Source organism: Bradyrhizobium dasycarpum (assembly GCF_042019905.1).
Taxonomy (GTDB): domain Bacteria; phylum Pseudomonadota; class Alphaproteobacteria; order Rhizobiales; family Xanthobacteraceae; genus Bradyrhizobium; species Bradyrhizobium japonicum_B.
The window spans coordinates 4,453,401-4,480,047 of sequence record NZ_CP169574.1 but is presented as its reverse complement, the minus strand read 5'-3'; the positions used below and the strand labels follow the sequence as shown (position 1 = coordinate 4,480,047).

Below are 26,647 nucleotides of genomic sequence, written 5' to 3'. Positions count from 1 at the left end.
CAAACGCCGGTCCTGCAGCGCGCGGCGACAACGCGAAACCGGGAGTGCGAGCGCATTCCCGCCTGCGGTCGGCCCGGTGCAACGTTCCGCACGCTCGCCCTATGGTCCTTCACGAGCAGGACTTTCCCGCGCGCTTCGCCCCGCTGCCGTCGGCGCGTCACCGCATGCTTCCCGCCGCTGCGGCGCGCCGCCGGATTTGCCGAAAAGCGCTGCTGCCTTCCGCCGAACCCCAAACTTCTCTTCAATATCCGTATTAGCACGGAGGATGAAATTAACGGGACTGTGAAAGGGGTTGTCTAACGATCCAGAGGAGGACTTCCGTCCGTGCCGAGGATGGCTCAGGCGTCGAAGTCCGGATCGAGTCAATGTTCAGGTCAGTAAGGCGTAGCTCATGGATGATCTGTTGCGGGAGTTTCTGACGGAGACCAGCGAGAGCCTGGACACCGTGGACAATCAATTGGTGAAGTTCGAGCAGGAGCCGAACAACGCCAAGATCCTGGATAACATCTTCCGCCTGGTCCACACCATCAAGGGCACCTGCGGCTTCCTCGGCTTGCCCCGGCTCGAAGCGCTGGCCCATGCCGGCGAGACCCTGATGGGCAAATTCCGCGACGGCATGCCGGTGACGGCCGAAGCCGTGACGGTGATCCTGTCCTCGATCGACCGCATCAAGGAGATCCTCGCAGGGCTCGAAGCCACCGAGGCCGAGCCCGAGGGCAACGACCGCGACCTCATCGACCAGCTGGAAGCGATGGTAGAGCAGGGCATGGCCGCGATGTCAGCATCAATTGCGGCGGCTCCCGTCGCCGACGCCCCGCCGCTGGTGCCGGAAGCCCCGGCTGCCGCACCCGCCAAGGAGATGGCGACGGGCACGCTGATCGACCAGACCCTGGAGCGTCCGCTCCGTCCCGGCGAGGTCTCGCTCGACGAGCTCGAGCGCGCCTTCCGCGAGACCGCGATCGAAGCGCCGGTGCCTGCGCCGGTTGCCAAGGCCGAAGTGAAGCCTGAAGTGAAGCCCGAGGTGAAGGCCGAGCCCGCTGCCGAAGCGCCGGCCGCCAAGGACGCAAAACCCGCCAAGGAGAAGGCCGCGCCGAAGAAGTCGATGGCCGACGAGGGCGCCGGCGAGGGCGCCTCCATCGCCAACCAGTCGATCCGCGTCAACGTGGATACGCTGGAGCATCTGATGACCATGGTCTCCGAGCTGGTCCTGACCCGCAACCAGCTGCTGGAGATCTCCCGCCGCAACGAGGACACCGAGTTCAAGGTGCCGTTGCAGCGCCTGTCCAACGTCACCGCCGAGCTGCAGGAAGGCGTCATGAAGACGCGCATGCAGCCGATCGGCAATGCCTGGCAGAAGCTGCCCCGCATCGTCCGCGACCTCTCATCCGAACTCGGCAAGCAGATCGAACTGGAGATGCACGGCGCCGACACCGAGCTCGACCGCCAGGTGCTCGATTTGATCAAGGATCCGCTCACCCACATGGTGCGCAACTCCGCCGATCATGGCCTGGAGACCCCCGCCGAGCGCCTCGCCGCCGGCAAGGGCGAGCAGGGCACCATTCGCCTCTCCGCCTATCACGAGGGCGGCCACATCATCATCTGCATCGCCGACAACGGCCGCGGCCTCAACACCGAGAAGATCAAGGCCAAGGCGATCTCCTCGGGTCTCGTCACCGAGGCCGAGCTCGAGAAGATGAGCGAGGCCCAGATCCACAAGTTCATCTTCGCGCCCGGCTTCTCCACCGCGGCCGCCGTCACCTCGGTCTCGGGCCGCGGCGTCGGCATGGACGTGGTGCGCACCAATATCGACCAGATCGGCGGCACCATCGACATCAAGTCGGTGGCTGGCGAAGGAAGCTCGGTCACCATCAAGATCCCGCTGACGCTCGCCATCGTCTCCGCTTTGATCGTGGAAGCCGCCGGCGACCGCTTTGCGATCCCGCAGCTCTCGGTGGTCGAGCTGGTGCGGGCCCGCGCCAACTCCGAGCACCGCATCGAGCGCATCAAGGACACCGCGGTGCTGCGCCTGCGCAACAAGCTGCTGCCGCTGATCCACCTGAAGAAGCTCTTGAAGATCGACGACGGCGCGGCCTCCGATCCCGAGAACGGCTTCATCGTGGTCACTCAGGTCGGCAGCCAGACCTTCGGCATCGTGGTCGACGGCGTGTTCCACACCGAAGAGATCGTGGTCAAGCCGATGTCGACCAAGCTGCGTCACATCGACATGTTCTCCGGCAACACCATCCTGGGCGATGGCGCCGTCATCATGATCATCGACCCCAACGGCATTGCCAAGGCGCTCGGCGCCGCCGGCTCCTCGGCCCATGACATGGGCGACGAGAACGGCGCCCATCACATCGGCTCGGGCGAGCAGACCACTTCGCTGCTGGTGTTCCGCGCCGGCTCCTCGCAGCCCAAGGCGGTCCCGCTCGGCCTCGTCACCCGCCTGGAAGAGCTGCCCGCCGACAAGATCGAGTTCTCCAACGGCCGCTACATGGTGCAGTACCGCGAGCAGCTGATGCCGCTGGTGGCCATGGAAGGCGTCACCATCGCCAGCCAAGGCGCCCAGCCGATCCTGGTGTTCGCCGACGACGGCCGCTCCATGGGTCTCGTCGTCGACGAGATCATCGACATCGTCGAGGAACGCCTCAACATCGAGGTCGGCGGCTCCTCCTCCGGCATTCTCGGCTCGGCCGTGATCAAGGGCCAGGCCACCGAGGTGATCGACGTCGGCCACTTCCTGCCGATGGCGTTCTCCGACTGGTTCACCCGCAAGGAGATGAAGCCGTCGCTGCACTCGCAGTCGGTGCTGCTGGTCGACGACAGCGCGTTCTTCCGCAACATGCTGGCCCCGGTGCTGAAGGCGGCCGGCTACCGCGTCCGCACCGCGCCGACCGCGCAGGAGGGCCTGGCTGCCCTGCGCGCGCAGAGCTTCGACGTGGTGCTGACCGACATCGAGATGCCCGACATGAACGGGTTCGAGTTCGCCGAGACCATCCGCGCCGACAACAATCTCGGTTCGATGCCGATCATCGGCCTGTCGGCGCTGGTGTCGCCGGCGGCGATCGAGCGCGGCCGGCAGGCCGGCTTCCACGATTATGTCGCCAAGTTCGACCGTCCCGGCCTGATCGCGGCGCTGAAGGAGCAGACCGCGAGCGCCGCCGGCGCCTCCGAGCTGAGCCGGGCCGCAGCGTAACCCAGGGGATCAGGAGACAGGCTTATGGCCAACAACAAGATGCAGTCCAGCGAAGGTGCCATGGTCGAATACGTCACCGCGATGATCGGCGGCCAGCTGTTCGGCCTGCCGATCTCCCGCGTCCAGGACGTGTTCATGCCCGAGCGCGTCACCCGCGTGCCGCTGTCCTCGCGCGAGATCGCCGGCGTGCTCAATCTGCGCGGCCGCATCGTCACCGTGGTCGACATGCGCGCCCGTCTCGGCCTGCCGCAGCCCGAGGACGGCAAGGTGCCGATGGCGGTCGGCGTCGATCTGCGCGGCGAATCCTACGGCCTTCTGATCGACCAGATCGGCGAGGTGCTGCGCCTGCCCGAAGCCGGCATGGAGGAAAACCCCGTCAACCTCGATCCCCGCATGGCCAAGCTCGCCGGCGGCGTCCACCGCCTCGACGGACAGCTCATGGTCGTCCTCGACGTCGATCGCGTCCTCGAGCTCGAAACCAAAGTGCAGATGGCCGCGTGAGCCAACGAAACATCGGAGCCGGAGAACCGAAATGAAGACCTGCTTGGTGGTCGATGATTCCAGCGTGGTGCGGAAGATCGCGCGCCGGATCCTGGAGGGCCTGGAATTCGAAGTGACAGAGGCCGAGGACGGCTCGAAGGCGCTCGAGATCTGCCAGCGGCAGCTGCCCGACGCGGTGCTGCTCGACTGGAACATGCCCGTGATGGACGGTTTCGAATTCATGGGCCACATGCGCCGCCTGCCCGGCGGCGACCAGCCCAAGGTGGTGTTCTGCACCACCGAGAACAATGTGGCTCATATCGCCCAGGCGCTCAGCGGCGGCGCCAACGAGTACATCATGAAGCCCTTCGACAAAGACATCATCGCCGACAAGTTTGCTGAAGTCGGCTTGCTCCCGGTCGGACAAGCCATGGCCTGAGCGACTCTGGCCCCGCGCATTTGGCCAGAATGTTCCAGTACTGCTTCGAAGAGGCTACCAGTGACCCCGACCGAGTATGAGTACCTGCGCAAGTTCCTGAAGGACAATTCCGGTCTCGACCTGTCCGCAGACAAGCAATATCTGATCGAAAGCCGCCTGCTGCCGCTGGCCCGCAAGGCCGGGCTCTCCGGCATCGCCGAGCTGGTGCAGAAGCTGCAAGGCGGCTCGCGTCAGCTGATCACCGACGTGGTCGAAGCCATGACCACCAACGAGACCTTCTTCTTCCGCGACAAGGTCCCGTTCGATCATTTTCGCGACACCATCATGCCCGAGATCATCAAGGCGCGTGCCGGCAAGCGCAGCGTGAGGATCTGGTGCGCCGCCGGCTCGACCGGGCAGGAGCCCTATTCGCTGGCGATGTGCCTGAAGGAGATGGGCGCGGCCCTCACCGGCTGGCGCATCGAGATCATCGCGACCGATCTGTCGCAGGAGGTGCTGGAGAAGGCCAAGGCCGGCGTCTACAGCCAGTTCGAGGTGCAGCGCGGCCTGCCGATCCAGATGCTGGTCAAATACTTCAAGCAGACCGGCGAGACCTGGCAGGTCAATCCCGAATTGCGGGCGATGATTCAGCATCGCCAGCTCAACCTGCTGCACGACTTCTCCCAGCTCGGCACTTTCGACGTCATCTTCTGTCGCAACGTGCTGATCTATTTCGACCAGGACACCAAGATCAACATCTTCAACCGGCTGGCGCGCCAGATCGAGCCCGATGGCTTCCTGGTGCTGGGCGCGGCCGAAACCGTCGTCGGTCTGACCGATACGTTCCGCCCGATTGCGGACCGGCGCGGTCTCTACAAGCCGAACGATCCGCGTGCCGCAGCCGCCAAGCCGGTTCTCGCCGGCGCGGCGCCGCGCCTCGCGGTGATGGCAGGACGATAGACATGGCCGAGGATGGCAAGGGTACCGAACGCGTGACGTTCAGTCGCGGCTATGATGTCTGCATCATGGCGATCGACGGCACCTGGCGCCGCGACTGCAAGCTCAACGCGATCTCCGACACCGACGCCATTCTCACGGTGGAGGGCTCGATCCAGGGATTGAACCTGAAGGAGTTCTTCCTGCTGCTGTCGTCCACCGGCCTTGCCTATCGCCGCTGCGAGCTGGTCCGCGTCAACGGCGCCGAAATGGACATCCAGTTCCTGCGCGGCAAGAACAGGAAGAAGCGCGGCGCGGCCGGCGGCCATGACGCCGCGGCGTGATCCGCCCGCGTCCGTTGCCGTCCTTTCCGATCTCTTGCTTCACACTTTCTGAAGATTTCGAAGCGAATTCGCGCCGGCAGCTTTACGTGGCCTCAGCGCGAACATTGTATCCGTTGACCGTCTCAATCTCAGGATACGGAAATGCCCAGAAGTCCTCTTTCGCCCATGACGTCAAACCTGCCCGACGGCGCCGAACGGCGTGCGCTTCAGCTTCTGGTGGTCGATGACGACGCCACGCAGCGCAGCCTGATCACCGTCGCCGCCAACCAGGCCGGCCACGAAGTCACCGTGGCGCCGTCCGTGGCGAATGCGATCGAGAAGCTGCGCACCGCCCGTTTCGATTGCGTGACGCTGGATCTCGTGTTGGAGGATGGCGACGGCATCGACGTGCTGCGCGAGATGGCAGCGGCGAAGTTCGGCGGCGCCGTGATCGTCATCAGCGGCATGGACGGCAAGCGCCGCAGCGCCGCTCGCAGCTTTGCTCGGTCCGTCGGGATCGAGCTCCAGAGCCTGCCGAAACCGCTCGACCTCGCGGCCCTGCGCATCAGCCTCGCCAATCTGGGCAAGATCGCGATGGGCCTTCCCGCGATCCACACCTGGGGCGGTGTCGCCACCGACGCGATCGTGGAACGGCACCGCGCTTAGGCCTCGCGGAGCTGCCATGCGATGCGGTCGGCGTTCAGCGCCGATCGCGCTCTATGTCGGGTTGCTGAATTCCGATAGCTGTCGCAGGGCTTGGCCGAGTTCAGCCCGGCAGGCGTTGAGGGCGGCGCTGGCCGTGGCAAAACGGGGCGTAACGTCGTCGAGCACCACAATCTCGCTGGAACCCGAAACACAGCCGGCGTCTTCTTCCTCCATGGCCGCGTCGATCAGACGCATACTGAGTTCGATGCGCGCGATCAGAGAGCGAAGTTCGGCTGCAATCAACTGACGGCTGTCGGTGTCAGCCATCGCGGCGAGCGGGGTGTGCCAGCGTAATTTAGCATGGATATTCTCCGTCCCCCGCAATAAGGCACCTTGCCGCTACTTGTGCGTTAAGTCCATGTCCCGTACAAATACGGGTGGGCCGAATCCGCGCCGAACGCCATAACGGTTGGCGCGGACGCGAGTCCTTCATGCCAACCGGATGTGGCACATGGCCGAACAAAGCTCTCGCGGTGAAATCTTCGTGGTCGACGACGACCCTGCCGTTCGCGACACCCTGTCGATGGTGTTGAAGGCGGCGGGCTATGAGGTGATCTGTTTCGCGGACGGCGCAGCGCTGCTCTCCGTCGCACGAAACCGCACGCCGGCTGCAATCCTGCTCGACGTGCACATTCCCGGAAAGTCGGGGCTCGACATCCTGAAGGAGCTGCACGGCGAGGATTATCCGGCGCCGATCTTCATGATCTCCGGACAGGGCGACATCACGATGGCGGTGGGCGCGATCAAGAGCGGCGCGCTCGACTTCATCGAGAAGCCGTTCCGCGGCAGCGAGATCGTCGGCCGGCTCGACGAGGCGATCGGCGCCTATGCACGCAGGCAGGCGGAGAACGCCTCGCCGAAATTCGGCTCGCTGCATTTCCCCGGACGCGAGCCGCTGACGCGCAGGGAGCGCGAGGTGCTCGAGCAGTTTGCTTCCGGCGCGTCCAACAAGGAAGCCGGTCGCACGCTCGGCATCAGCCCGCGCACGATCGAGGATCACCGCGCCAACATCATGAAGAAGCTCGGCGCGCGCAACGCCGCCGATCTGATCCGCATCGTGATGACCGCGGCCCAGCGCGCGTCGTAAAGGCTGGCTGTATTGCGGATATTTTTTCGTCATTCCGGGGCGATGCGGAGCATCGAACCCGGAATCTCGAGATTCCGGATCGCGCTGCGCGCGTCCGGAATGACTCCCAAACATCACCCGCTCAGCGCCTTGCGGATGATCCGCGCCAGATCCGTTTTGCGATAGGGCTTGGCCAGCAGCATCACGCCGGAATCGAGCCGGCCGTGATGGATGATCGCGTTCTCGGTATAGCCCGACGTGTAGACCACCTTGAGATCGGGCCGCGTCTTCATCAGCTCGTCGGCAAGCTGCCGTCCGTTCATCTTGCCGGGCATGATGACGTCGGTGAACAGAAGGTCGAACGGCTTTCCGGCGGCGACGATCGCGAGCGCCTCCGCGGCGTTCGCGGCCTGCAGGGTGACGTAGCCCAGCGAATGCAGCTGCGCCAGCACGTAATCGCGCACCAGCCTGTCGTCCTCGACCACCAGGATCGTCTCGTGCCCGCCCTCGATGGCCGCCGGCGTCACGCCCTCGCCGGCCGCCGTCGGCGTCTTGCCGGGCGGCAGGTACATCTTAATCGTGGTGCCGTGGCTTTCCTCGCTGTAGATCTTGATGTGGCCCGCGGACTGCTTGATGAAGCCGTAGACCATCGACAGGCCGAGCCCGGTGCCCTTGCCCGGCCCCTTCGAGGTGAAGAAGGGATCGAACACCCTGGTCAGCAGGTTCGCGGGAATTCCGGTGCCGGTATCGCTCACGGCAATCAACACGTAGTGCCCCGGCGGCACGTCGTTCGCGTTGGCGTAGGCCTCGTCGAGATAGGCGGCGCCGGTCTCCAGGATCAGCTTGCCGCCGCCGGGCATGGCGTCGCGGGCATTGAGCGCGAGGTTGAGGATCGCGGTGGTGAGCTGGTTGGGATCGACGATCGCGACGCAATTCTCGTCCTCGAACACGGATTCGATCTGGATCTGCTCGCCCAGCGTCGGCCGCAACAGCTTCGCGGTGTCGACCACCAGCGAGTTGATGTCGATCTCGCGCGGCTGGAGCGGCTGCTTGCGCGCGAAGGCGAGCAGGTGCTGGGTCAGGTCGGCGCCGCGCGCGGCCGCCTCGTCGATCATCTTCGTGATGGCCGCAAGCTGCGGCTCCTTCTCGACGGCCTCCGCGAGGATCTCGATCGTCCCGGTGATGACGGTGAGGATGTTGTTGAAATCGTGCGCCACGCCGCCGGTGAGCTGGCCGATCGCCTCCATCTTCTCGGCGTGACGGATGCGCTCCTCGGCGGCGATCTTGTCGGTGAGGTCGCGGTAGAAGACGTTGAACAGCAGGCCCTCGCGGCGCTTCAGTGCGGTGACGCTCAGCTCGGCCTTGAATTCCTTGCCGTCGCGGCGGCAGCACATCAGCTCGCGGCGGCGGTTCAGCGTCCTGCCGCTCTCGTTCGCCAGGAACTGGGTCAGACCCGCCCTGACCCGCTCGCGTTCGCTCGCGGCGACGATCAGGTCGATCGTGCTCTTGCCGAGCACTTCCTCGCGGGGCCAGCCGAACAGCTGCTCGGCCTGCGAGTTCCAGTTCAGGATGCTGCCGGTCTCGTCGGTCTGGACGAAGGCGTCGAGCGAGGTCTCGATGATGTTGCGGGCGAGCCGCTCGCTCTCGCGCAGCGATTCCTGCGCGAGCCGCGCCTCCGTCATGTCGCGCCCGACGAAGAAGTAGCGCTGCGCCTGCTCGGACCAGCTGCCGAGCCAGGATAGCCAGACCTCGTGTCCGTTGCGGTGGAGGCACCGGGTGTCGGCAATCTTGATGCGCTCGCCGCGGCGCAGCGCGCGCATCTCGGCGCGGGAGCCCTCCAGATGACCGGGATGAATGAAGTCGGCTCCGCTGCGGCCAATCATCTCGTCCGGCCTGTAGCCGAGAATGGTCTCGCTGCTCGGGCTGATCTGCGCGATGTGGCCGTGCGAGTCCATGACCATGATCAGGTCTTGCGAGGTGTCGAAGATCTGCCGGCGCTCCTCGAGCTGCTGCTGGAGCTGCCGCTCGGCCCGCCGCGCCTCGGTAAGGCTGTGTGCGGTCCCGGACACGCCGATGATCTCGCCCGACGGACCTTTGATCGGCGACAGGCTGAGCGAGATTTCGACCGGCGTGCCGTCCTTGCGCACGCGCACCGTCTCGAAGCGTTCGATCGGCTCGCCGCGCGCGATCCGCGCCAGATAGTCCTTGCCCTGCTCGCGGCGGTCCGCCGGCACGATGATCGATGTCGGCTTGCCGATCGCCTCGTCCGCCGAATAGCCGTACAGACGCTCGGCGGCCGGATTCCAACCCGTGATGACGGCATCGAGCGTCTGCATCACGATCGCATCGTCGGAGGATTCGATCGCGGCGCTGAACAGGCGCTCGCGCGCCGCGTGATGGCTGCGCGCGGCCTCGGTGCGGCGATGCTCCTCGATCTCGCGTTCGAGCGCAGCCGTCTTCACCCGGGTTTCCTCGACCATCTGCGCGAAGGCGCGGGCCAACACGCCCGTCTCACCGCCGGCATCGACGGGGATGTCCGCCGGACGTCCGCTGCCGATGGCCTGGACCGCCGCGGTCAAGCGGCCGATCGGACGCGTGAGCGAGCGCGCCAGCAGCACCGCCAGCACAGCTGCGGCGACAACGGCCAATATGCCAACCAGCAGGGACGTCTTCTGGATCGCTGCCGGCACGAGGCCGAACACGGGCGCGGGAATGGTCTCGATGACGGCGACCCATTCCTTGCCGGCAAGCAGCGCAGGGGCAATGGCCGCGCCGCTCGGCCGGCCCGACCCATCGGTCATGAGCCGCGTGGATACGTCCTGCGTGCCCGTCAGAGCCGCGAAATAGGGGAAGTCGTTGCGCCAGTCGCCGGGACGGTCGCGCAATGTGCCCAATTCGCGCGCGCGATCGGGATGAACGAGATAGTCGCCGCGCGAATTCACGACGTAGATCTCTCCTCCCGAGGCCGCCGTCGCGCGGACCTGGTCGAGGGCCGGCCGCATGTCGATATTGGCGACGATGATGCCGAACGGCTTGCCGTCCGGTGCGAATAGCGGTGTCCCCACCCGGAGAGTCGGGATGTGAGGAGTCGTGGTGCCCCCTTGGCGGGTGGCGAGATCGACGGGTGACACATAGATCTCGCCAGGCGGCAACCGGATCGTTTGCTGAAAGTACGGTCGGTCGCTCTTGCTCTCCAGCTCGTCGTCCGGGACGATCCGGGCTGTTCGGTCCGGTCCGGAGCGATCGACACGGACCAGCTCGCGCTGGTCGTTATCGATGCCGATGATCCGAAACTGCCCGTAGATGGGTTTGGCCTCGATCTCGGCCGCGAGCCGCGTGGCGATACGCTCGCGCCAGGTTTGTTCCGAGACGCCGTCGGCAGGATCGGTACCGCCGCCGGTGTGAGCGCGGATGAGGCCCTGAATGGCCGCGGCAGCGCGATAGCCGATCAGGTCGCCGCGCGTTCCGGAGACGTAGGATTCCAGATTGGCCGCCAGCAGGCGCGACTGGGCCTCGACCCGTTCCAGCACCCGCGGAATGACCGCCTGCGTGGTGTTGCGATAGCCCAGCCAGCCGACCGCGGCCACGGTGACCGCCACCAGCAGGATCATGGCGACGGCCAGCCGCGTGGCGAGTGTCATGGGAATGCTCACAGGACTTCCCGGGTGATCGCGGCCGGTCTGGCCTGAAGCAGAGGAGCCCTCGTTATCGGCGGCCGGAGCTGACATCGGACCCCTCCGGCTCGCCCGCCTTCAGGCAGCCATCGACTGCGGCGAGCAGTGCGCCAGGCCGGAATGGCTTCTGCAGGCTTGCCACCGCGCCGAGCTTGGTCGCCATATTGAGGAAATCGGGTTCCGCATAGGCATCCGGCGCGGCCGAGCGGCCGGAAATGACGATGATGGGAATGGCCGGGGCCAACGCCCGGATGTGACGCATCGTCTCCAGCCCATCCATGCCAGGCATGAAGATGTCGAGGAACAGCAGATCGAACCGCCCGGCCTCGAACAGCGCAAGCGCCTTGCGGCCATCGCCGGCGAGGGTGACGTGATGCCCGGCCCTCTCCAGGAGCAGCCGGATCGTGATCTGAACGGCCCGGTCGTCATCCACGATCAGGATGTTGGCCACGTCTGAATTCCTCCGCGCCGGACGGGACTTTCCCATCGGCGCAAATCAAACCATCAAAGATGAAATTGTTGCGCGGATTCCGCCCGGCCTCAAGCACTTCGCGAAGGGCCGGTGAACGCTCGCCTAAGCCAAGCCGAAGCACGGCATGCTTATGCACGGTTGCGTGCATAAAGGGCGGGGCGCCGTCTAATCGGTCAGATATTCCGGATAATGGCTTCGAATCTTGTCGAGCTCGCTCAGTGTGCCCGACAGGTGCTTGCGCAGATGCTGTTGCGCGGCCTCGGGGTCGCCGGCCTCTATCGCGCGGGTGATCAATCGGTGGTGACGGAGGATGTTCTGGGCCTTGCCGGGGAGGGCAGGTGCAGCCGGCGCAGCCGGTCGATATGTCCGCTGCGGCTGCGCACCAGCGTCCACAGCTCCTGCTTGCCGGCCGCGGCATACAGCTGCGCGTGAAAATCATTGTCAGCGGCGATGAAGCTCTCGAAATCGCCGGCCTTGGCGAATTGCTGCTGAAGCGCGATGGCGTGGTCGAGGCGGAGAACCAGGGCCTGGTCGGGTCGCTCCGCGAGCAGCCGGACGATTTCGAGCTCGAGCGCCTGGCGCAGGAAATGCGCCTGCTCGGCGCGGCCGACATCGACCCGGCTGACCACGGTGGCGTGCTGCGGAAACACTTCGACCAGCCCTTCTTCCTCGAGGCGCATCAAGGCGTCGCGAATCGGCGTCGAGCTGACGCCGAATTGCGCGGCGAGATCGGTGCGCGACAGCGGCGCGCCCGGGGGCAGCTCGAGCGCGAGAATGGCGTTGCGAAGCCGCTCGAACACCTGCGGCGCGGCTTGCCGGGCCCGGTCCAGCCGTGGCCCGCGGCGGACGGACGCGCGGGGCGGGGGATGGGCGGTTTCCATGCGAACAGCTCCGGCGGGCTTGCGCTTGATGCACTAATGCATTAGTGCATCAGCTACGTCACTCGTCAATGGCGGCCGGAGGAAACCAACAATTATGATCAAGCCATTTCAGCGCGGCGCCGCCGCCATCGCCCTGATCGCCGCAACCGTGCTGGCGGCCCTGCCGGCGGGCGCGCAGCAGAAATCCGAGATCGCGCTGTCGCGCCAGCCCGGCATCTTCTACATGCCGAGCCACATCATGGAGAAGCTGAAGCTGATCGAGAAGCACGCGGCTTCGCTCGGCGTCTCCGGCGTCACCACCAAATGGATCACCTTCTCCGGCGGCGGCGCGCAGACCGATGCGCTGCTGGCGGGTGGTGTCGACATCCTCAACACCGGCACCGGCAACCTCCTGCTGCTATGGGACCGCACCCGCGGCGGCGTGAAGGGCATCGTCGCCACTTCGGCGCAGCCGATGACGCTGATCAGCCGCGATGCCAACATCAAGTCGATCAAGGACTTCGGTCCGGCGGACAAGATCGCGGTGCCGACCGTCAAGGTTTCGACCCAGGCGATCGTGCTGCAGATCGCGGCCGCCGAGGCCTTCGGCGCCGATCAATGGTCGAAGCTCGACGCCAACACCGTGCAGCTCGGCCATCCCGACGCCTATGCGGCGCTGTCCAATCCCAAGCACGAGGTGCACAACCATTTCTCGATCCCGCCCTTTACGTTCCTGGAGCTGAAGAACGTGCCGGGCGCGCATGTCGTGCTGTCGTCGCCGGACGTGATGGGCGGGCCGCTCAGCCAGGCGCAATTCTTCACCACCACGAAATTCGCCGACGCCAATCCGATGATCGTCCAGGCCGTGCGCGACGCCACCAAGGAAGCGCAGGATCTGATCCGCCGCGATACCAGGCAGGCGGTCGAGATCTACAAGGAGATCACCGGCGACAAGACTTCGGTGGAAGAGCTGCTCGATCTCCTGAAGGAGCCCGGCATGATGGAGTGGAATCTCGAGCCGCAGGGCACGATGAAATTCGCCGCCCATCTGTTCAAGACCGGCACGCTGAAGACCCAGCCCAAGGCATGGACGGACTATTATCTGCCCGTCGCGCACGATCTGAAGGGCAATTGATGGCGCTGCTCGACGTCAGCGGGGTGACGCTGCGCTACAAGACCTCCAGCGCCGTCGTCACCGCCACCGAAAGGGTCTCGTTCACCGTCGACAAGTCCGACCGCTTCGTGCTGCTCGGTCCCTCCGGCTGCGGCAAGTCGACCCTGCTAAAGGCCGTCGGCGGCTATATGAGCCCGAGCGAAGGCCGCATGACCATCAACGATCGCGAGATCCACGGTCCCGGCGCCGATCGCATGATGATCTTCCAGGAGTTCGACCAGCTGCTGCCCTGGAAGAGCGTGCTCGCCAACGTAATGTTTCCGCTGCTGACCGCGCGCAAGCTGTCGCGCAAGGACGCCGAGGCGCGCGCGCGGGCCTATATCGACAAGGTCGGCCTGACCCGCGTCGTCGACGCCTATCCGCACACGCTGTCGGGCGGCATGAAGCAGCGCGTCGCGATCGCACGCGGCATGGCGATGGAGCCGGACATCCTCTTGATGGATGAGCCGTTCGCCGCGCTCGACGCGCTGACGCGCCGCACCTGCCAGGACGAGCTGCTCCAGCTCTGGAGCGAGACCAGGTTCACCGTGCTGTTCGTGACCCATTCGATCGCCGAGGCGATCCGCATCGGCAACCGCATCCTGCTGCTGTCGCCGCATCCCGGCCGGGTCAAGGCCGAGGTGGTCGATGTCGACAAGGTCTCCGGCGGGGATGGCAGCGCCGGCCGGCTGGAGAAGGAGATCCACGATCTCCTGTTCGCCGGCGAAGCCGCCGCGCATTGAAGGAGCCTGTCATGGGTGAAGCCAGGATATTGCTGCGGGCCGAGCCGGCCGCTGTCTCGGGCGCAGGCGAGGTCGAGCGCAAGCTGAGCGTGCTTGAGCTGCTCTGGAACGACGGCTTCGTCCGCAAGGCGGTGATCATCCTGTTCCTGGCGGCGGTCTGGGAGGCCTACGGCGTCGCGCTCGACAATCCGCTGTTGTTCCCGACCCTGCACGACACCGCGATCACGCTGTTCGAGCGGGTCAAGGACGGCACCATTCCGATGCGGGCCTGGGCGTCGCTGAAAGTGCTGTTCATGGGCTATTCGGCCGGCATCGTGCTGGCCGCGCTCTTCACGGTGCTCGCCATCTCCACCCGTATCGGAACCGATTTCCTCGAGACTGTGACGGCGATGTTCAATCCGCTGCCGGCGATCGCGCTGCTGCCGCTGGCGCTGATCTGGTTCGGGCTCGGCAATGGCAGCCTCGTCTTCGTGCTGATCCATTCCGTGCTGTGGCCGGTCGCGCTCAATACCCATTCCGGCTTCAAGAGCGTCTCCAGCACGCTGCGCATGGTCGGGCGCAATTACGGCCTCCGCGGGCTGCCATACGTGGCCAAGATCCTGATTCCGGCGGCGTTCGGCTCGATTCTCACCGGCCTGAAGATCGGCTGGGCCTTTGCCTGGCGCACGCTGATCGCGGCCGAGCTGGTGTTCGGCGTCTCCTCCGGCCAGGGCGGGCTGGGTTGGTTCATCTTCGAGAACCGCAACCTGCTCGACATACCCGCCGTGTTCGCGGGCCTCTTGACCGTGATCATCATCGGGCTCTTTGTCGAGAACCTGATCTTCCGCGCCATCGAGCGGAACACGGTTCAGAAATGGGGCACCCAATCATGAGCAAGAAGAAAACACCCGATCAGCTCCGTAGCGCGCGCTGGTTCGCGCCCGACGATCTGCGCTCGTTCGGCCACCGCTCCCGCGCCATGCAGATGGGCTACGCGCCGGAGGAGTGGAAGGACCGGCCAATTATCGCGATCCTCAACACCTGGTCGGACGCGCAGCCCTGCCACATGCACTTCAAGTCGCGCGTCGACGACGTCAAGCGCGGTATCCTGATGGCCGGCGGCCTGCCGCTGGAGCTGCCGGCGCTGTCGCTGTCGGAATCGCTGCTCAAGCCGACCACCATGCTCTACCGCAACCTGCTGGCGATGGACGCCGAGGAGCTGCTGCGCAGCCATCCCGTCGACGGCGTGGTGCTGATGGGCGGCTGCGACAAGACCACGCCGGCGCTGCTGCTGGGGGCCACCTCGATGAACATTCCGGCGATCTATCTGCCGGCAGGTCCCATGCTGCGCGGCAACTGGAAGGGCAAGACGCTCGGCTCCGGCTCGGACGGCTGGAAATATTGGGACGAGCGCCGCGCTGGAAAGATCTCCGACAAGGACTGGCTCGACATCGAGGCCGGCATCGCCCGCAGCTACGGCACCTGCATGACCATGGGCACGGCCTCGACCATGACCGCGATCGCGGAGGCGATCGGCATGACGCTGCCGGGCGCCTCCTCGATTCCGGCCGCCGACGCCAACCACATCCGCATGGCCTCCGAATGCGGCCGCCGCATCGTCGAGATGGTGTGGGAAGACCTGACGCCGAAGACGATCCAGACCCGCAAGGCGTTCGAGAACGCGATCGCGGTGGCGATGGCGATGGGCTGCTCGACCAATGCCATCATCCACCTGATCGCGCAGGCCCGCCGTGCCGGCCAGGACATCGGGCTCGACGATTTCGAGATCGCCAGCCGCAAGGTGCCCGTCATCGCCAACGTCCGGCCGAGCGGCGACACCTACCTGATGGAGGACTTTTTCTACGCCGGCGGCCTGCCGGCGCTGATGGGTCAGATCAAGCCGCATCTCCATCTCGACTGCATCACTGTAACGGGCAAGACGCTGGGTGAGAACATCGAGGGCGCGGAGGTGCACAATGCCGACGTGATCCGCGGCGTCGACAATCCCATCTACAAGGAGGGCGCGCTCGCCGTGCTCAAGGGCAATCTCGCGCCCGACGGCTGCGTCATCAAGCCCTCCGCTTGTGCGCCGCGTTTCCTCAAGCACACCGGGCCGGCCTTGGTGTTCGACGATTATCCCTCGATGAAGCAGGCGGTCGATGATCCCGATTTGGACGTCACCGAGGACCACATCCTGATCTTGCGCAACGCGGGGCCGCAAGGAGGGCCGGGCATGCCGGAATGGGGCATGCTGCCGATTCCGACCAGGCTCGTGAAGCAGGGCGTGCGCGACATGGTGCGCATCTCGGATGCGCGCATGAGCGGCACCAGTTACGGCGCCTGCATCCTGCACGTTTCGCCGGAATCCTACATCGGCGGCCCGCTTGCCCTGGTGCAGAACGGCGACCGCATCACGCTGGACGTCGCCGCCCGCACCATCAATCTCGACGTCCCCGAAGCCGAGCTCGCAAAGCGCCGCGCCGCCTGGAAGCAGCCCGAGCGCCGCTTCGAGCGCGGCTATGGCTGGATGTTCACCAGGCACATCAAGCAGGCCAATGACGGCTGCGACTTCGACTTCCTCGAGACCGATTTCGGCGCGCCGATCGGCGAGCCGTCGATTTACTAACACCGTCGTTCCGGGGCGCGAAGCGAACCCGGAACCTCGCGATTCCGGGTTCGATGCTGACGCATCGCCCCGGAATGACGAACGAGAGAGAGCCCCATGACCAAACTTTCCGAAGCCACCCGCAACAAGCTCAAATCCGTCTCCACCGCCACGGTCGCCACCGCCTTGTTCAAGCGCGGCCTGCGCATCCAGATGATCCAGGACGTCCATCCCGTCGGCCCCAACCAGCCGACCATGGTCGGCGAGGCCTTCACGCTGCGCTACATGCCGGCGCGCGAGGACCTCAACACCATCGACGTCTTCAAGGATCGCTCGCACCCGCAGCGCAAGGCGGTCGAGGATTGCCCGCCCGGTGCCGTGCTGGTGATGGACAGCCGCAAGGACGCGCGGGCGGCGTCGGCCGGTGCCATCCTGGTGACGCGGCTGATGAAGCGCGGCGTTGCCGGCGTCGTCACCGATGGCGGCTTCCGCGATTCCGCCGAGATCGCCAGGCTCGGCATTCCCGCCTATCACCACCGCCCCAGTGCGCCGACGAACTTGACGCTGCACCAGGCGATCGAGATCAACGTCCCCATCGGCTGCGGCGATGCGCCGGTGTTTCCCGGTGACGTCATCCTCGGCGATGCCGACGGCGTCATCGTGATCCCCGCGCATCTCGCGGACGAGATCGCGAACGAGACCTTCGAGATGACCGCATTCGAGGATTTCGTCACCGAGGAGGTCGGCAAGGGCCGCGGCATCTTCGGCCTCTATCCCGCCACAGACCCGCAGACGCTCACCGACTTTGCGGAGTGGCGAAAGAAGAACGGGCGGTAGCGCTCTCGTAGCCCGGATGCAGCGGAGCGTAATCCGGGAACAGTCTTGATGTCTGCGCGAATCCCGGATTGCGCTCCGCTGCATCCGGGCTACGACGTCACGCCTCCGCCATCCCTGCCGCCCACAGCGCGAACGCATAGACGATCGCTACCTCGTCGAGCCGGTCGAACCGGCCCGAGGCGCCGCCGTGGCCGGCGCCCATGTTGGTGCGCAGCAGGACAGGGCCGCCCCCACGCATGGTGGCGCGCAGGCGTGCGACCCATTTGGCGGGCTCCCAATAGGTGACGCGCGGATCGGTCAGGCCGCCCATCGCCAGGATCGCCGGATAGTCCTTTGCTGCGACATTGTCGTAGGGCGAGTAGGACAGGATGGTGCGGAAATCCTCCTCGCTTTCGATCGGGTTGCCCCATTCCGGCCATTCCGGCGGCGTCAGCGGCAGCGTGTCGTCGAGCATGGTGTTGAGCACGTCCACGAACGGCACCTCGGCGACGATGCCGGCGAACAATTCGCCGGCGCGGTTGGCGACCGCGCCCATCAGCATGCCGCCGGCCGAGCCGCCATGGCCGACGATGCGCTTGGCGCTGGTGTATTTGGCATCGATCAGCGCACGGGCGCTGGCCGCGAAATCGTCAAAGCTGTTGGTCTTCTTCTCGCGCTTGCCGTCGAGATACCAGCCCCAGCCCTTGTCGGCGCCGCCGCGAATATGCGCGATGGCGTAGACGAAGCCGCGGTCGACCAGCGACAGGCGGTTGGCGTTGAACGAGGCCGGCATCGCCATGCCGTAGGAGCCGTAGCCGTAGAGCAGCAGCGGCGCCGAACCGTCGAGCTTCAGCCCGCGGCGATGCAGGATCGAGACCGGCACCTCGGCGCCGTCATGTGCCTTCGCCATGATGCGCGTGGTGACGTAATCGGCCACGTTGTGGCCGGACGGGATCTCCTGGCGCTTGCGCAAGGTGCGCGTGCGCTTGACCATGTCGTAGTCGTAGACCTCCGACGGCGTCGTCATCGACGAATAGGCAAAGCGCAGATTGGTCGTCTCGAATTCGTAGGAGCCCATCGTATCCAGCGAATAGGCGGCCTCGTCGAAGGCGATGGCATGCTCCTCGTTCGAGGCGAGATCGCGGATCACGATCGACGGCAGCGCATTGGCGCGCTCCAGCCGCACCAGATGGCCGGCATAAAGGTCGAGGTCGATGATGTAGATCCCGGGCCTATACGGGATCAAGTCGCGCCAGTTCTTGCGCTCGGGCGCAGAGAGCGGCGCGGTGACGATCTTGAAGTCGATGGCGTCGTCGGCGTTGGTGAGAATGAAGAGCTCGTCGCCGCGATCAGCCAGCGAATATTGCACGCCCTCCTCGCGCGCGGCGACCAGGCGCGGCGGCGCCTCGGGATTGGCGAGATCGATCAGCCGTTGCTCGCTCGTCTCGTGGTCGCCGCCCGCGATCACGCAGAAACGGCCGCTGGTGCTCTCGTGCAGATGGGTGAACCAGCCGGCATCCTGCTCCTCATAGACCAGAATGTCCTCGGCCTGCCCAGTGCCGAGCCTGTGGCGCCACACCTGCATCGGCCGGTGATTGTCGTCCAGCTTCACATAAAAGAAGCTCTTGCAGTCCTTGGCCCAGACCACGCCGCCGTCGGTCTCCTCGACGAGGTCGTCGAAATCCTTGCCCGTGCTCCAGTCGCGAACCCGGATCGAGAAATATTCCGAGCCCTTGGTGTCGGCGCTCCAGGCCTGCAGCTTGTGATCGTAGGAGTGGCGGCTGCCGCCGAACTTGAAATATGCGTGGTCCTTGGCGAGCGCGTCGCCGTCGAGCACGATCTCGCCGTCGCCGCCCTCGCGCGGCATGCGGCCGAACAGCTCGTGCTGCCCGCCCTCGCGAAACCTGCGGAAATAGGCGAACGGACCATCCGGCGACGGCACGCTGGAATCGTCCTCCTTGATGCGGCCGCGCATCTCGCGCACCAGCGTCTTCTGCAGCGGCGCGGTATGGCCGAGCAGGCTCTCGGTGTAGCTGTTCTCTTCAACCAGATAGTTGCGGATGTCGGGATCGAGCACCGCGGGATCGCGCAGCACTTCCTGCCATTTCGCGTCCTTCAACCAGGCATAGTCGTCGCTCACGGTGATCCCGTGCCGCGTGAAGGAATGCGGCCGGCGCGGGGCGACGGGGGGCTGAGAAGGCATCTTGGCTTGGGTCACTCGGTCCTCGTTCGTGTCACCGAAATTCATCTCGCCATGCGCGGGCTTGACCCGCGCATCCATCAAGGACGAAATCTTTGGCGATGGATTGCCGGGTCAAGCCTAGCAATGACGGTAAAAGGCGGCTGGTCGCCCATCATATGGCGACGGGCACCCGAATTGCCAGCACGCCGGCTAGCGATCGCCGGGTTGTTGATCGGCCCCCTGCATGCTTTACGGACCATATCCCCGCCGCCGGTCCAGCCTGATGCTGTTCAATTCCTACCCGTTCATCCTGCTGTTCCTGCCCCTCGTGCTGGCGGGCTATTTCTGGCTCGGGCGGCGCAGCAATCTCATGCCGGTGATCTGGCTGGCACTGGCCTCGCTCGCCTTCTACGCCATCGGCAACTGGCAGTTCGTGGCCCTGTTGCTGCTGTCGATCGCCTTCAACTACGGCGTCGGCCATCTGCTGATCGTATCGGAGCTCGTCCCGTCGCGACGAAGGGCGGTGCTCGCGCTTGGCGTCGCCGGCGATCTCATCGTGCTCGGCATCTTCAAATATGCCGGTTTCGTCACCGAGAACGTCAACGCGCTGCTCGGCACGCATGTCGCGGTCCACATCCTGCTGCCGGTCGGCATTTCCTTCTACACGTTCACGCAGATCGCGTTCCTGATCGACGCCTATCGCGGCCGGGTCGCGGCCTACGCGCTGCCGCATTACACGCTGTTCGTGACTTACTTCCCACATCTGATCGCCGGGCCCATCCTCCACCACAAGGACATGATCCCGCAGTTCGAACGGGAGGAGACCAAGCGCCCGGACGGGCACCTCATGTTATGCGGCGCCATCATCTTCGCGATCGGCCTGTTCAAGAAGACCTGTCTTGCCGACGGCATCCAGCCGCTGGTCGCGCTCGCCTTCGAGGCGCGCTCGCCCAGCTTCGACCAGGCCTGGCTGGGTGCGCTCGCCTACACGTTCCAGCTCTATTTCGACTTCTCCGGCTATTCCGACATGGCGATCGGGATCTCGCTGATGTTCGGCATCTTCCTGCCCGTGAACTTCAACTCGCCTTACAAGGCAACCAGCATCGTCGAGTTCTGGCGCCGCTGGCACATGACGCTGTCGCAATTTTTGCGCGACTATCTCTACATCCCGCTCGGCGGCAATCGCAGGGGGCGCGTGCTGCGCTACGTCAACCTGATGATCACGATGCTGCTCGGCGGGCTCTGGCACGGCGCGGCCTGGACGTTTGTCATTTGGGGCGCATTGCACGGCGCGTATCTCTGCGTCAATCATGCCTTCAATGCCTTGGTGCCGAACGTTCCGCCGCTGCTTGCACGCCCAGCTCGCATCGCAGGCGCTGCGCTGACGTTCCTCGCTGTCGTGGTCGCCTGGGTCTTCTTCCGTGCCGCGAGTGTGGAATGGGCGCTGCGCGTGCTCCAGGCCATGGCCGATCCCTCGAATATCGTCTTCGGCCGCGAGGAGATCGCGGCGCTGGTGATGGTCGCCGTCTACGCCGCGCTGGTATGGCTGGCGCCGAATACGCAAACGCTGATGGGATACGATCACGCAGGCCGCAGGGTCGGCGAAGCCTTGCGGGCAGGGCGGATGCGGCCGCTGGTCGTCTATGCGGCGTCGCTGGTGCTCGCGTTCGGAATCCTGGGCATCCAGAGCCACAGCGAATTCATCTATTTCCGGTTCTGATGCGCGGGGCTTTCACACATCTGGTGCGTCTTCTGCTCGCGAGCATCGTGTGCGTGCTGGGCGCCGCGCTGCTCACCTATGCCGTCGATCCCCTGCAGCTGTTCCGCCCTTCGCGTCTCGCCTTCTATTCCGACGACACCCGCGTGCAGAATGCCGGGCTGATCCGCAGCCAGTCGTTCGACACGGCGTTCATGGGCACTTCGCTTGCGATCCATTTCCGCCAGAGCGACATCGACCGCGCGCTCGGCGGGCATTCGCTCAAGCTGGCGATGACCGGCTCAAACTCGCGCCAGCAGGGTTTCGTGCTGGAGCAGGCGATCGGGCGCGGCGCCAAGCGCGTGATCTGGGCGATGGACGATTTCATCTTCATCGATGCCGCCGATATCGAATCCGACCCTTATCTCTCCGTCGATCTCTATCGCGGGACGGCGAAGGGGATTGCGTCCTATCTGTTCAGCGCCGCGATGGCGAAGGAATCCCTGTTCGCGCTGCTGCGCTCGGTTCCGCCATTGCGGCCGCCGCTGACCCGGGCGGCGCCGTTCCTGCCCGTGAAATTCGCGCTCGCCGATGTCGACGACATCTACGCGCTGCCGCGGGATGTCGACGTCGCGCGCGACTACAATGCGAAGAAGACGCTCGCGGCCTTCACCTACATCACCAATCCCACGCGCAGCCGTTTCCTCGGCGAGGGCTATAATTATGAGGCCATGGTCCGGCATTTCGAGCAGGATGCCGTCGGCCTGATCGCGCGTCACCCCGACGTCACCTTCGACATCTACTTCCCGCCCTATTCGATCCTGCAATTCGTTGCGATGCGCGAGGCCTCGCCGGAGACGCTGAAGATCGTCACCGATCTCACGGCCGCCATCGCGCGGCGCCTGACGCAGCTCCCAAATGTGCGCCTGCACGATTTCCGCGCGATCAAGGAGGTAACGCACGACCTCGATAATTACGGCGACGTCATCCACCATTCGCCGGTGGTGGACGCCATGGTGCTGAGATGGTTGGCGAACGGGGCCTATCGCGTCGATGCGAAGGTGCCCCTTTCCTCGTTGAATGATCTGAAGGCGCAGGTCGAGGCGTATCGTGTGCCACAGTAGTCGCCAAGCACTCCGCTGTCGTCCCGGACAAGCGAAGCGCAGATCCGGGACCCATAACCCCAGGGAGAAGTTATCGCGCGCGCCGGCAACTCCGAGTCTTCGCCAAACCACTTCCTGTGGCTATGGGTCCCGCATCTGCGCTCCACGCTGACAACGCTGCGCGTTGCCAGCGCTCCGCTTGTCCGGGACGACAGCCGTGATTGTGGCTCCGCCTTACGCCGCCACCTCGTCGCCGAGATACGACACCGCAGCCTCCATCCCGCCCTTGCCGTGCGGGATCTTCAGCGCGTTGAGGCCGACCTCGATCACGCCGAGCGTGCCGAGCAGCATCGGCGCATTGACGTGGCCCATATGGGCGATGCGGAACGCCTGGCCGGAGAGGTCGCCGATGCCGGTGCCGAGCACCACGCCGCACTTGTCCTTGCAATAGCGTTGCAGCACCGCGGGATCGTAGCCGTTGCTCATGGTCACCGTGGTCACGGTGTTGGAGCGCTCGCTCGCCTCGGCGACGTTGAAGCCGAGCACCTGGCCTTCCGCCCAGACGGCAACGGCGCGGCGCGCGGCTTCGCCGAGCAGGCTGTGGCGGCGGAAGGCGTTCTCGAGCCCTTCCTCGTGCAGCAGGTCGATCGCACGGCGCAAGGCGAACAACAGATGCACCGGCGCGGTGCCGGCATATTTGCGATAATTCTCGGTGCCCTCGCGCTCGCTCCAGCTCCAATAGGGCGTCGACATGTTGGCCTTCTTGTGCACCTCGAGCGCACGCGCATTGGCGGCGACGAAGCCGAGGCCGGGCGGCGTCATCAGGCCCTTCTGCGAGCCGGACATCGCAACGTCGATGCCCCATTTGTCCATCTCGAACGGCATGCAGCCGAGCGAGGCCACGGTGTCGACCATGTACAGCGCGGGATGACCGCTCGCCTTGATCGCCTTGCCGATCGCCTCGATGTCGTTCTGGACGCCCGAGGCGGTGTCGACCTGGACCACGACGACGGCCTTGATGGTGTGCTCCTTGTCGCGGCGCAGGCGCTCCTCGACCTCGTGCGGCCGCACCGCACGGCGCCAGTCGCCCTTGAGCACCTCGACCTCGGCGCCCATCAGCGCCGCCGCATTGCCCCAGCCAATCGCGAAACGGCCGCTCTCCAGCACCAGCACCTTGTCGCCGCGCGACAGCACGTTGCTGAGCGCCGCCTCCCAGGCGCCGTGACCATTGGCGATGTAGATGTAGGACTTGCCCTTGGTCGCAAACAGCTTGGAGATGTCGCCGAGCAGGCTCTCGGTCAGGTCGAGCATCTCCTTGGAGTAGATGTCGATCGCCGGACGGTGCATCGCCCGCAGCACTTCGTCGGGCATCGTGGTGGGCCCGGGGATGGCCAGAAACTCCCGGCCCGCGCGAACGGTCATTGCTGTCGGTCCTTGTTGCCAGAGAACAGGATGGTGGGTTGCTGAATCACGTTCTACGCGCGGCCTGGGTTTGAGAAAAGCACGTAAAACGCAGGTCTGGTTATCGCTTCGTCTCGCGGCAGCCGGCGGCTTCGGCCTCCTCGACCGAGCAGAACCAGCGGGTGCCCTTGCTGATCTTCATCTTGATCTGGGTGTACCAGCGGCTGGTCGGCTGATGGAAGATGCACTCGCCGGCGCTGTTGACGTTGCCTTTGATGGTGCAATCCGGGGACGGTGCGACCGGGCCCGAGGCCGAGGCGAGCAGCACCGCATGCGCCCCGTCGGGGGGCTTGGTGGCGCCGAGGATGACGGTCTTCTTGTTGCGCACGCGCCAGTCCCAGGGCGCGATGAAGGCGCCCTGCCACATCCCGGCCTTGGCCTCACGCGCGGCCTTTTCGTCCGCTTCGTAATCATGGGACATGCGGGTGTAGGCCAGCGCCCAGCCGCTGTGCACCAGCCATTTCTGGATGTCCTCGCCGCCGACCTCGCAGCGCGCCACGGTGCGGCCGCGCCGGTCGATCGACCTCGTGTGGCAGACCCAGGTCTTGCCGTCGGCATGCTTGGCGAGCTCGTCGCGCGCCGCGATCCCGCAGGTCCAGCGCTCGGTCTTGGTGTTGAGGCAGAGCTGATCGATCGCGGGCGCGTCGATGCCGCCGAGCCGGATCCGCGTGTTGCCGATCACCACGGCATCGCCGGCGCGAACCTTCGCCGTGCCGGTGATGTCGGCGGCGTGCGCGAGCGATGGGGCGAGGAAAGCAAGCGCAATCAGGAATTTTCCCAACATGCCGGTCCGCGTGTGATGAACTCTCGATAGAACGCGCAATTGTGGTCGGCTTTTGGCCTGCCGGCCAGCTTATGCCTGACGATGAGCTTTCAACTTCCCGTCATTGCCCGATGGCTTGCTTACCCTCCAGGGGAGGGTAAGAGAAACCACCTCATCCCCGCGCCATGGCCCGCTTCGCGAGCGCCAGCCCCATCAGCACGAAGGCCGACGTCACCTCCGGCCCGCCGACCAGGATCCGCGTCGGCGTCTTCATCTTGTTCCACTCATAGGCGCGGAACGGGCCGCGGCGTCCGCCCTCGCCGACGGCGCCGACGATCACGTTCAGCGCCGGCGCGAAGTCGTGCGGGGCGGCGCCGAGATGGCCGAGCGCGATCAGCGCCAGCGCGGCGTCGAACACGTTCATCTCCGCGGCCATCAGCTCGCTCTTGACGTAGGACAGCACGCGATGGCGGATGAAGTCGAAATCGCCGCCGGGATCGATCGCGGCGCGCGCCGCCGGCGGCAGCGCCAGGAAGGCCGCATAGCAGCGACCGAAATAGGCGCTGTAGAGTTCCGGCAGGTAATAGATGTGGGAACGCGGATTGGCGAAGGCGCCGCTCGCCGCCAGCCGCTTCTGGAAGCCGATGATGCGATGCACCGTGGCGAGCCGCGACGGCGTCTCCAGGACTTTCCAGCGCCCAAGGTTGCGAAAGCTCACCTCGAGAATGTCGAGATTGAGCGTCGGATCGAGATCGTTGCCGTAGGGCCGCTCGCCCTCGAGGTTGTCGATCCAGGTCGCAACCCCGCCCTCGTAATCGATATTGTCGTTGAGCGGCACGGTCACGCGCGGTGCGTTGATGCCGGCACGCACCTGGTAGCCGGAATAGAAGTCGAGCAGCGGCTGGTCGATGATCGGATCAAGGCAGCCGGCCTGCGTCGCCGCCGAGATCGAGCACGCCGTGGTGTCGCAATCCGGCACGTAGATGCCGAAGCCGAGATCCTGCTTGATCTGCGCGAAGTAGCGCGAGAAGCGCGGATGCGGCGCGGGCGCCAGCGCGGTGACGACGTTGAAGCGCGCGCCGTCGATGCCCTCGACCTCCTCGCGGCTGATGTTGATGCAGAAATTCACCATGTCGGCGATGGCGCGCTGTGCCGCCACCTTGTCGGCCGGTGAGGCGAGGCCGCTCTCGCCATAGCTCAGCAGCGCCTCGATGAAGAACGCATCGTAATAAGCCGAGCGGTGCCGGATCTGCACCGGCTCCCACATCGGCTCGGCGATCCCGCGCCAGGGCGGGTTGACGACGGCCCGGGCCTGCGAGCGCGCGATGAAGACGCGGGCGAGGTTGAACAGCAGCGAGGAATTCTTGTAGCCGCGGGCATTGAGGCCGGTGAGCGCCATGATCAGCTCGCGTCCGCGGAAATCGGGATCGCCTATCAGATTGAAGGCGGCATAGGTCGGCAGGAAGCCGTTCTTGCGGTAGGAGCCGAGCAGATGCTGCGCGCAGTCGCGGATCACGGCGTCGATCCGCGCCTCGGGCGGCGCCGCGCCGGGGGCCATTGCCGGCGGCGGCTTGGGGTGGTCGAGCGCGATGCTGTCGACGAGACCGGCGACCGGCTGGCCGACCGCCGCCCAGTCGGGCTCGGTCTCGTCGCGGGCGCGCACCAGCGCCGCGCGCAGCGCCGTCAGTTTGGCTTCGCTGCGCAGCTCGGGCAGCCCGGCCCGCCGCAGCAGCACCCGCAGTGCGGGATTGCCGAGCGCGGTCTTGTAGAACTTGGCCAGATGCGGATCGCCGCCGGCCGGGCCCGAGAGGACGGGATCGCAGACGTCGTAAAGCGAGGGGCCGTCCTTCGGCGCCAGCAGCGCCCGGCAGGCGGCGCCGGCAAAATAATGAAAGCTCATGAAGTACCTGGTCGCGGGGACTTTGGCGGGTTTCGGCCAGGGGCCGGCCAGCGCGCTCCCAGCCGCGCGCCACCCCCTGCAAGTCGTTGAAAAGGCTACCCGGATTCGCAGGAAAT

The 26,647-nt window shown here is 65.6% G+C and carries 21 protein-coding genes and 1 pseudogene; 14 read left to right on the top strand and 8 right to left on the bottom strand.

The genetic code is table 11. The features are described from left to right. Window positions 1–391 precede the first annotated feature (391 nt). The 6 genes from ACETMP_RS21480 (at window position 392) to ACETMP_RS21455 (ending at window position 6,019) form a co-directional block, all read left to right on the top strand. Window positions 392–3,196: a chemotaxis protein CheW gene (locus tag ACETMP_RS21480; RefSeq protein ID WP_375157753.1), complete on the top strand. Its 2,805-nt coding sequence runs from the start codon at window positions 392–394 to the stop codon at window positions 3,194–3,196. Between the two features lie 24 nt (window positions 3,197–3,220). Then, window positions 3,221–3,697: a chemotaxis protein CheW gene (locus ACETMP_RS21475; RefSeq protein WP_375157752.1), complete on the top strand. Its 477-nt coding sequence runs from the start codon at window positions 3,221–3,223 to the stop codon at window positions 3,695–3,697. A gap of 31 nt (window positions 3,698–3,728) precedes the next feature. Then, window positions 3,729–4,115, top strand: a complete 387-nt coding sequence (locus tag ACETMP_RS21470; protein WP_028133211.1) for a PleD family two-component system response regulator — start codon at window positions 3,729–3,731, stop codon at window positions 4,113–4,115. A 60-nt stretch (window positions 4,116–4,175) separates the two neighbouring features. Next, window positions 4,176–5,054: a CheR family methyltransferase gene (locus ACETMP_RS21465; RefSeq protein ID WP_375157751.1), complete on the top strand. Its 879-nt coding sequence runs from the start codon at window positions 4,176–4,178 to the stop codon at window positions 5,052–5,054. A gap of 2 nt (window positions 5,055–5,056) precedes the next feature. Further along, window positions 5,057–5,374 carry a hypothetical protein gene (locus ACETMP_RS21460; protein WP_027563592.1) on the top strand — a complete coding sequence of 106 codons (318 nt, stop codon included), beginning with the start codon at window positions 5,057–5,059 and terminating at the stop codon, window positions 5,372–5,374. Window positions 5,375–5,515: 141 nt separating this feature from the next. After that, window positions 5,516–6,019 carry a response regulator gene (locus ACETMP_RS21455; protein ID WP_375157750.1) on the top strand — a complete coding sequence of 168 codons (504 nt, stop codon included), beginning with the start codon at window positions 5,516–5,518 and terminating at the stop codon, window positions 6,017–6,019. Window positions 6,020–6,070: 51 nt separating this feature from the next. Here the strand turns inward: ACETMP_RS21455 and ACETMP_RS21450 are convergent, their stop codons facing one another. Then, window positions 6,071–6,325, bottom strand: a complete 255-nt coding sequence (locus ACETMP_RS21450; protein WP_375157749.1) for a hypothetical protein — start codon at window positions 6,323–6,325, stop codon at window positions 6,071–6,073. Window positions 6,326–6,509: 184 nt separating this feature from the next. Between ACETMP_RS21450 and ACETMP_RS21445 the strand changes: the two genes are divergently transcribed. Further along, a complete protein-coding gene (locus ACETMP_RS21445) occupies window positions 6,510–7,145 on the top strand; it encodes a response regulator transcription factor (RefSeq protein ID WP_027563589.1) in 636 nt (211 codons plus the stop codon). A gap of 113 nt (window positions 7,146–7,258) precedes the next feature. Here ACETMP_RS21445 and ACETMP_RS21440 read toward each other — a convergent pair whose 3' ends face one another. The 3 genes and pseudogenes from ACETMP_RS21440 to ACETMP_RS21430 form a co-directional block, all read right to left on the bottom strand. Next, the gene (locus ACETMP_RS21440) at window positions 7,259–10,852 is read right to left on the bottom strand and encodes a PAS domain S-box protein (protein WP_375157748.1); all 3,594 of its coding nucleotides are present in this window, start codon (window positions 10,850–10,852) and stop codon (window positions 7,259–7,261) included. Further along, a complete protein-coding gene (locus tag ACETMP_RS21435; RefSeq protein ID WP_375157747.1) occupies window positions 10,830–11,249 on the bottom strand; it encodes a response regulator in 420 nt (139 codons plus the stop codon). Before ACETMP_RS21435 ends, ACETMP_RS21440 begins: the two co-directional genes overlap by 23 nt. Window positions 11,250–11,435: 186 nt before the next feature. Further along, window positions 11,436–12,151: pseudogene (locus ACETMP_RS21430) on the bottom strand (GntR family transcriptional regulator). A 94-nt stretch (window positions 12,152–12,245) separates the two neighbouring features. On the opposite strand from ACETMP_RS21430, the gene ACETMP_RS21425 reads away from it, so the two are divergent. The 5 genes from ACETMP_RS21425 to ACETMP_RS21405 all read left to right on the top strand — a co-directional run bounded on the left by ACETMP_RS21425 (window position 12,246) and on the right by ACETMP_RS21405 (window position 17,447). Next, entirely contained in the window at window positions 12,246–13,265 is a 1,020-nt protein-coding gene (locus ACETMP_RS21425) for an ABC transporter substrate-binding protein (protein ID WP_375157746.1), read from the top strand. Further along, a complete protein-coding gene (locus tag ACETMP_RS21420; RefSeq protein WP_375157745.1) occupies window positions 13,265–14,026 on the top strand; it encodes an ABC transporter ATP-binding protein in 762 nt (253 codons plus the stop codon). Before ACETMP_RS21425 ends, ACETMP_RS21420 begins: the two co-directional genes overlap by 1 nt. Before the next feature lie 11 nt (window positions 14,027–14,037). Then, a complete protein-coding gene (locus tag ACETMP_RS21415; protein WP_375157744.1) occupies window positions 14,038–14,898 on the top strand; it encodes an ABC transporter permease in 861 nt (286 codons plus the stop codon). Then, on the top strand, window positions 14,895–16,631 hold the full coding sequence (gene araD / locus ACETMP_RS21410; RefSeq protein ID WP_375157743.1) for an L-arabinonate dehydratase: 1,737 nt from the start codon (window positions 14,895–14,897) through the stop codon (window positions 16,629–16,631). The genes ACETMP_RS21415 and araD overlap by 4 nt, the downstream gene beginning before the upstream one ends. Before the next feature lie 96 nt (window positions 16,632–16,727). Then, window positions 16,728–17,447 carry a ribonuclease activity regulator RraA gene (locus ACETMP_RS21405; protein WP_375157742.1) on the top strand — a complete coding sequence of 240 codons (720 nt, stop codon included), beginning with the start codon at window positions 16,728–16,730 and terminating at the stop codon, window positions 17,445–17,447. A gap of 97 nt (window positions 17,448–17,544) precedes the next feature. Here the strand turns inward: ACETMP_RS21405 and ACETMP_RS21400 are convergent, their stop codons facing one another. Continuing rightward, window positions 17,545–19,644, bottom strand: a complete 2,100-nt coding sequence (locus ACETMP_RS21400) for a S9 family peptidase (protein WP_375157741.1) — start codon at window positions 19,642–19,644, stop codon at window positions 17,545–17,547. Window positions 19,645–19,891: 247 nt separating this feature from the next. On the opposite strand from ACETMP_RS21400, the gene ACETMP_RS21395 reads away from it, so the two are divergent. Then, window positions 19,892–21,328, top strand: coding sequence for an MBOAT family O-acyltransferase (locus ACETMP_RS21395; RefSeq protein ID WP_375161952.1), 1,437 nt, complete (start codon window positions 19,892–19,894; stop codon window positions 21,326–21,328). Continuing rightward, window positions 21,328–22,428 carry a hypothetical protein gene (locus ACETMP_RS21390; protein ID WP_375157740.1) on the top strand — a complete coding sequence of 367 codons (1,101 nt, stop codon included), beginning with the start codon at window positions 21,328–21,330 and terminating at the stop codon, window positions 22,426–22,428. Before ACETMP_RS21395 ends, ACETMP_RS21390 begins: the two co-directional genes overlap by 1 nt. Before the next feature lie 213 nt (window positions 22,429–22,641). On the opposite strand, the gene ACETMP_RS21385 is transcribed toward ACETMP_RS21390, so the two are convergent. The 3 genes from ACETMP_RS21385 to ACETMP_RS21375 all read right to left on the bottom strand — a co-directional run bounded on the left by ACETMP_RS21385 (window position 22,642) and on the right by ACETMP_RS21375 (window position 26,531). Next, a complete protein-coding gene (locus ACETMP_RS21385; RefSeq protein ID WP_375157739.1) occupies window positions 22,642–23,829 on the bottom strand; it encodes a pyridoxal-phosphate-dependent aminotransferase family protein in 1,188 nt (395 codons plus the stop codon). A gap of 100 nt (window positions 23,830–23,929) precedes the next feature. Beyond that, window positions 23,930–24,652 carry a thermonuclease family protein gene (locus ACETMP_RS21380; protein WP_375157738.1) on the bottom strand — a complete coding sequence of 241 codons (723 nt, stop codon included), beginning with the start codon at window positions 24,650–24,652 and terminating at the stop codon, window positions 23,930–23,932. Between the two features lie 151 nt (window positions 24,653–24,803). Next, window positions 24,804–26,531 (bottom strand): hypothetical protein, encoded by a 1,728-nt coding sequence (locus tag ACETMP_RS21375; RefSeq protein WP_375157737.1) that lies wholly within the window; start codon window positions 26,529–26,531, stop codon window positions 24,804–24,806. Window positions 26,532–26,647: the final 116 nt, after the last annotated feature.

What these genes read in the sequence shown, in the direction of transcription:
- ACETMP_RS21480 (WP_375157753.1), top strand. Translation starts at nt 392, where the DNA reads ATGGATGATCTGTTGCGGGAGTTTCTGACGGAGACCAGCGAGAGCCTG.
- ACETMP_RS21475 (WP_375157752.1), top strand. Translation starts at nt 3,221, where the DNA reads ATGGCCAACAACAAGATGCAGTCCAGCGAAGGTGCCATGGTCGAATAC.
- ACETMP_RS21470 (WP_028133211.1), top strand. Translation starts at nt 3,729, where the DNA reads ATGAAGACCTGCTTGGTGGTCGATGATTCCAGCGTGGTGCGGAAGATC.
- ACETMP_RS21460 (WP_027563592.1), top strand. Translation starts at nt 5,057, where the DNA reads ATGGCCGAGGATGGCAAGGGTACCGAACGCGTGACGTTCAGTCGCGGC.
- ACETMP_RS21455 (WP_375157750.1), top strand. Translation starts at nt 5,516, where the DNA reads ATGCCCAGAAGTCCTCTTTCGCCCATGACGTCAAACCTGCCCGACGGC.
- ACETMP_RS21450 (WP_375157749.1), bottom strand. Translation starts at nt 6,325, where the DNA reads ATGGCTGACACCGACAGCCGTCAGTTGATTGCAGCCGAACTTCGCTCT.
- ACETMP_RS21445 (WP_027563589.1), top strand. Translation starts at nt 6,510, where the DNA reads ATGGCCGAACAAAGCTCTCGCGGTGAAATCTTCGTGGTCGACGACGAC.
- ACETMP_RS21440 (WP_375157748.1), bottom strand. Translation starts at nt 10,852, where the DNA reads ATGTCAGCTCCGGCCGCCGATAACGAGGGCTCCTCTGCTTCAGGCCAG.
- ACETMP_RS21425 (WP_375157746.1), top strand. Translation starts at nt 12,246, where the DNA reads ATGATCAAGCCATTTCAGCGCGGCGCCGCCGCCATCGCCCTGATCGCC.
- ACETMP_RS21420 (WP_375157745.1), top strand. Translation starts at nt 13,265, where the DNA reads ATGGCGCTGCTCGACGTCAGCGGGGTGACGCTGCGCTACAAGACCTCC.
- ACETMP_RS21415 (WP_375157744.1), top strand. Translation starts at nt 14,038, where the DNA reads ATGGGTGAAGCCAGGATATTGCTGCGGGCCGAGCCGGCCGCTGTCTCG.
- araD (WP_375157743.1), top strand. Translation starts at nt 14,895, where the DNA reads ATGAGCAAGAAGAAAACACCCGATCAGCTCCGTAGCGCGCGCTGGTTC.
- ACETMP_RS21405 (WP_375157742.1), top strand. Translation starts at nt 16,728, where the DNA reads ATGACCAAACTTTCCGAAGCCACCCGCAACAAGCTCAAATCCGTCTCC.
- ACETMP_RS21395 (WP_375161952.1), top strand. Translation starts at nt 19,892, where the DNA reads ATGCTGTTCAATTCCTACCCGTTCATCCTGCTGTTCCTGCCCCTCGTG.
- ACETMP_RS21390 (WP_375157740.1), top strand. Translation starts at nt 21,328, where the DNA reads ATGCGCGGGGCTTTCACACATCTGGTGCGTCTTCTGCTCGCGAGCATC.
- ACETMP_RS21385 (WP_375157739.1), bottom strand. Translation starts at nt 23,829, where the DNA reads ATGACCGTTCGCGCGGGCCGGGAGTTTCTGGCCATCCCCGGGCCCACC.
- ACETMP_RS21380 (WP_375157738.1), bottom strand. Translation starts at nt 24,652, where the DNA reads ATGTTGGGAAAATTCCTGATTGCGCTTGCTTTCCTCGCCCCATCGCTC.
- ACETMP_RS21375 (WP_375157737.1), bottom strand. Translation starts at nt 26,531, where the DNA reads ATGAGCTTTCATTATTTTGCCGGCGCCGCCTGCCGGGCGCTGCTGGCG.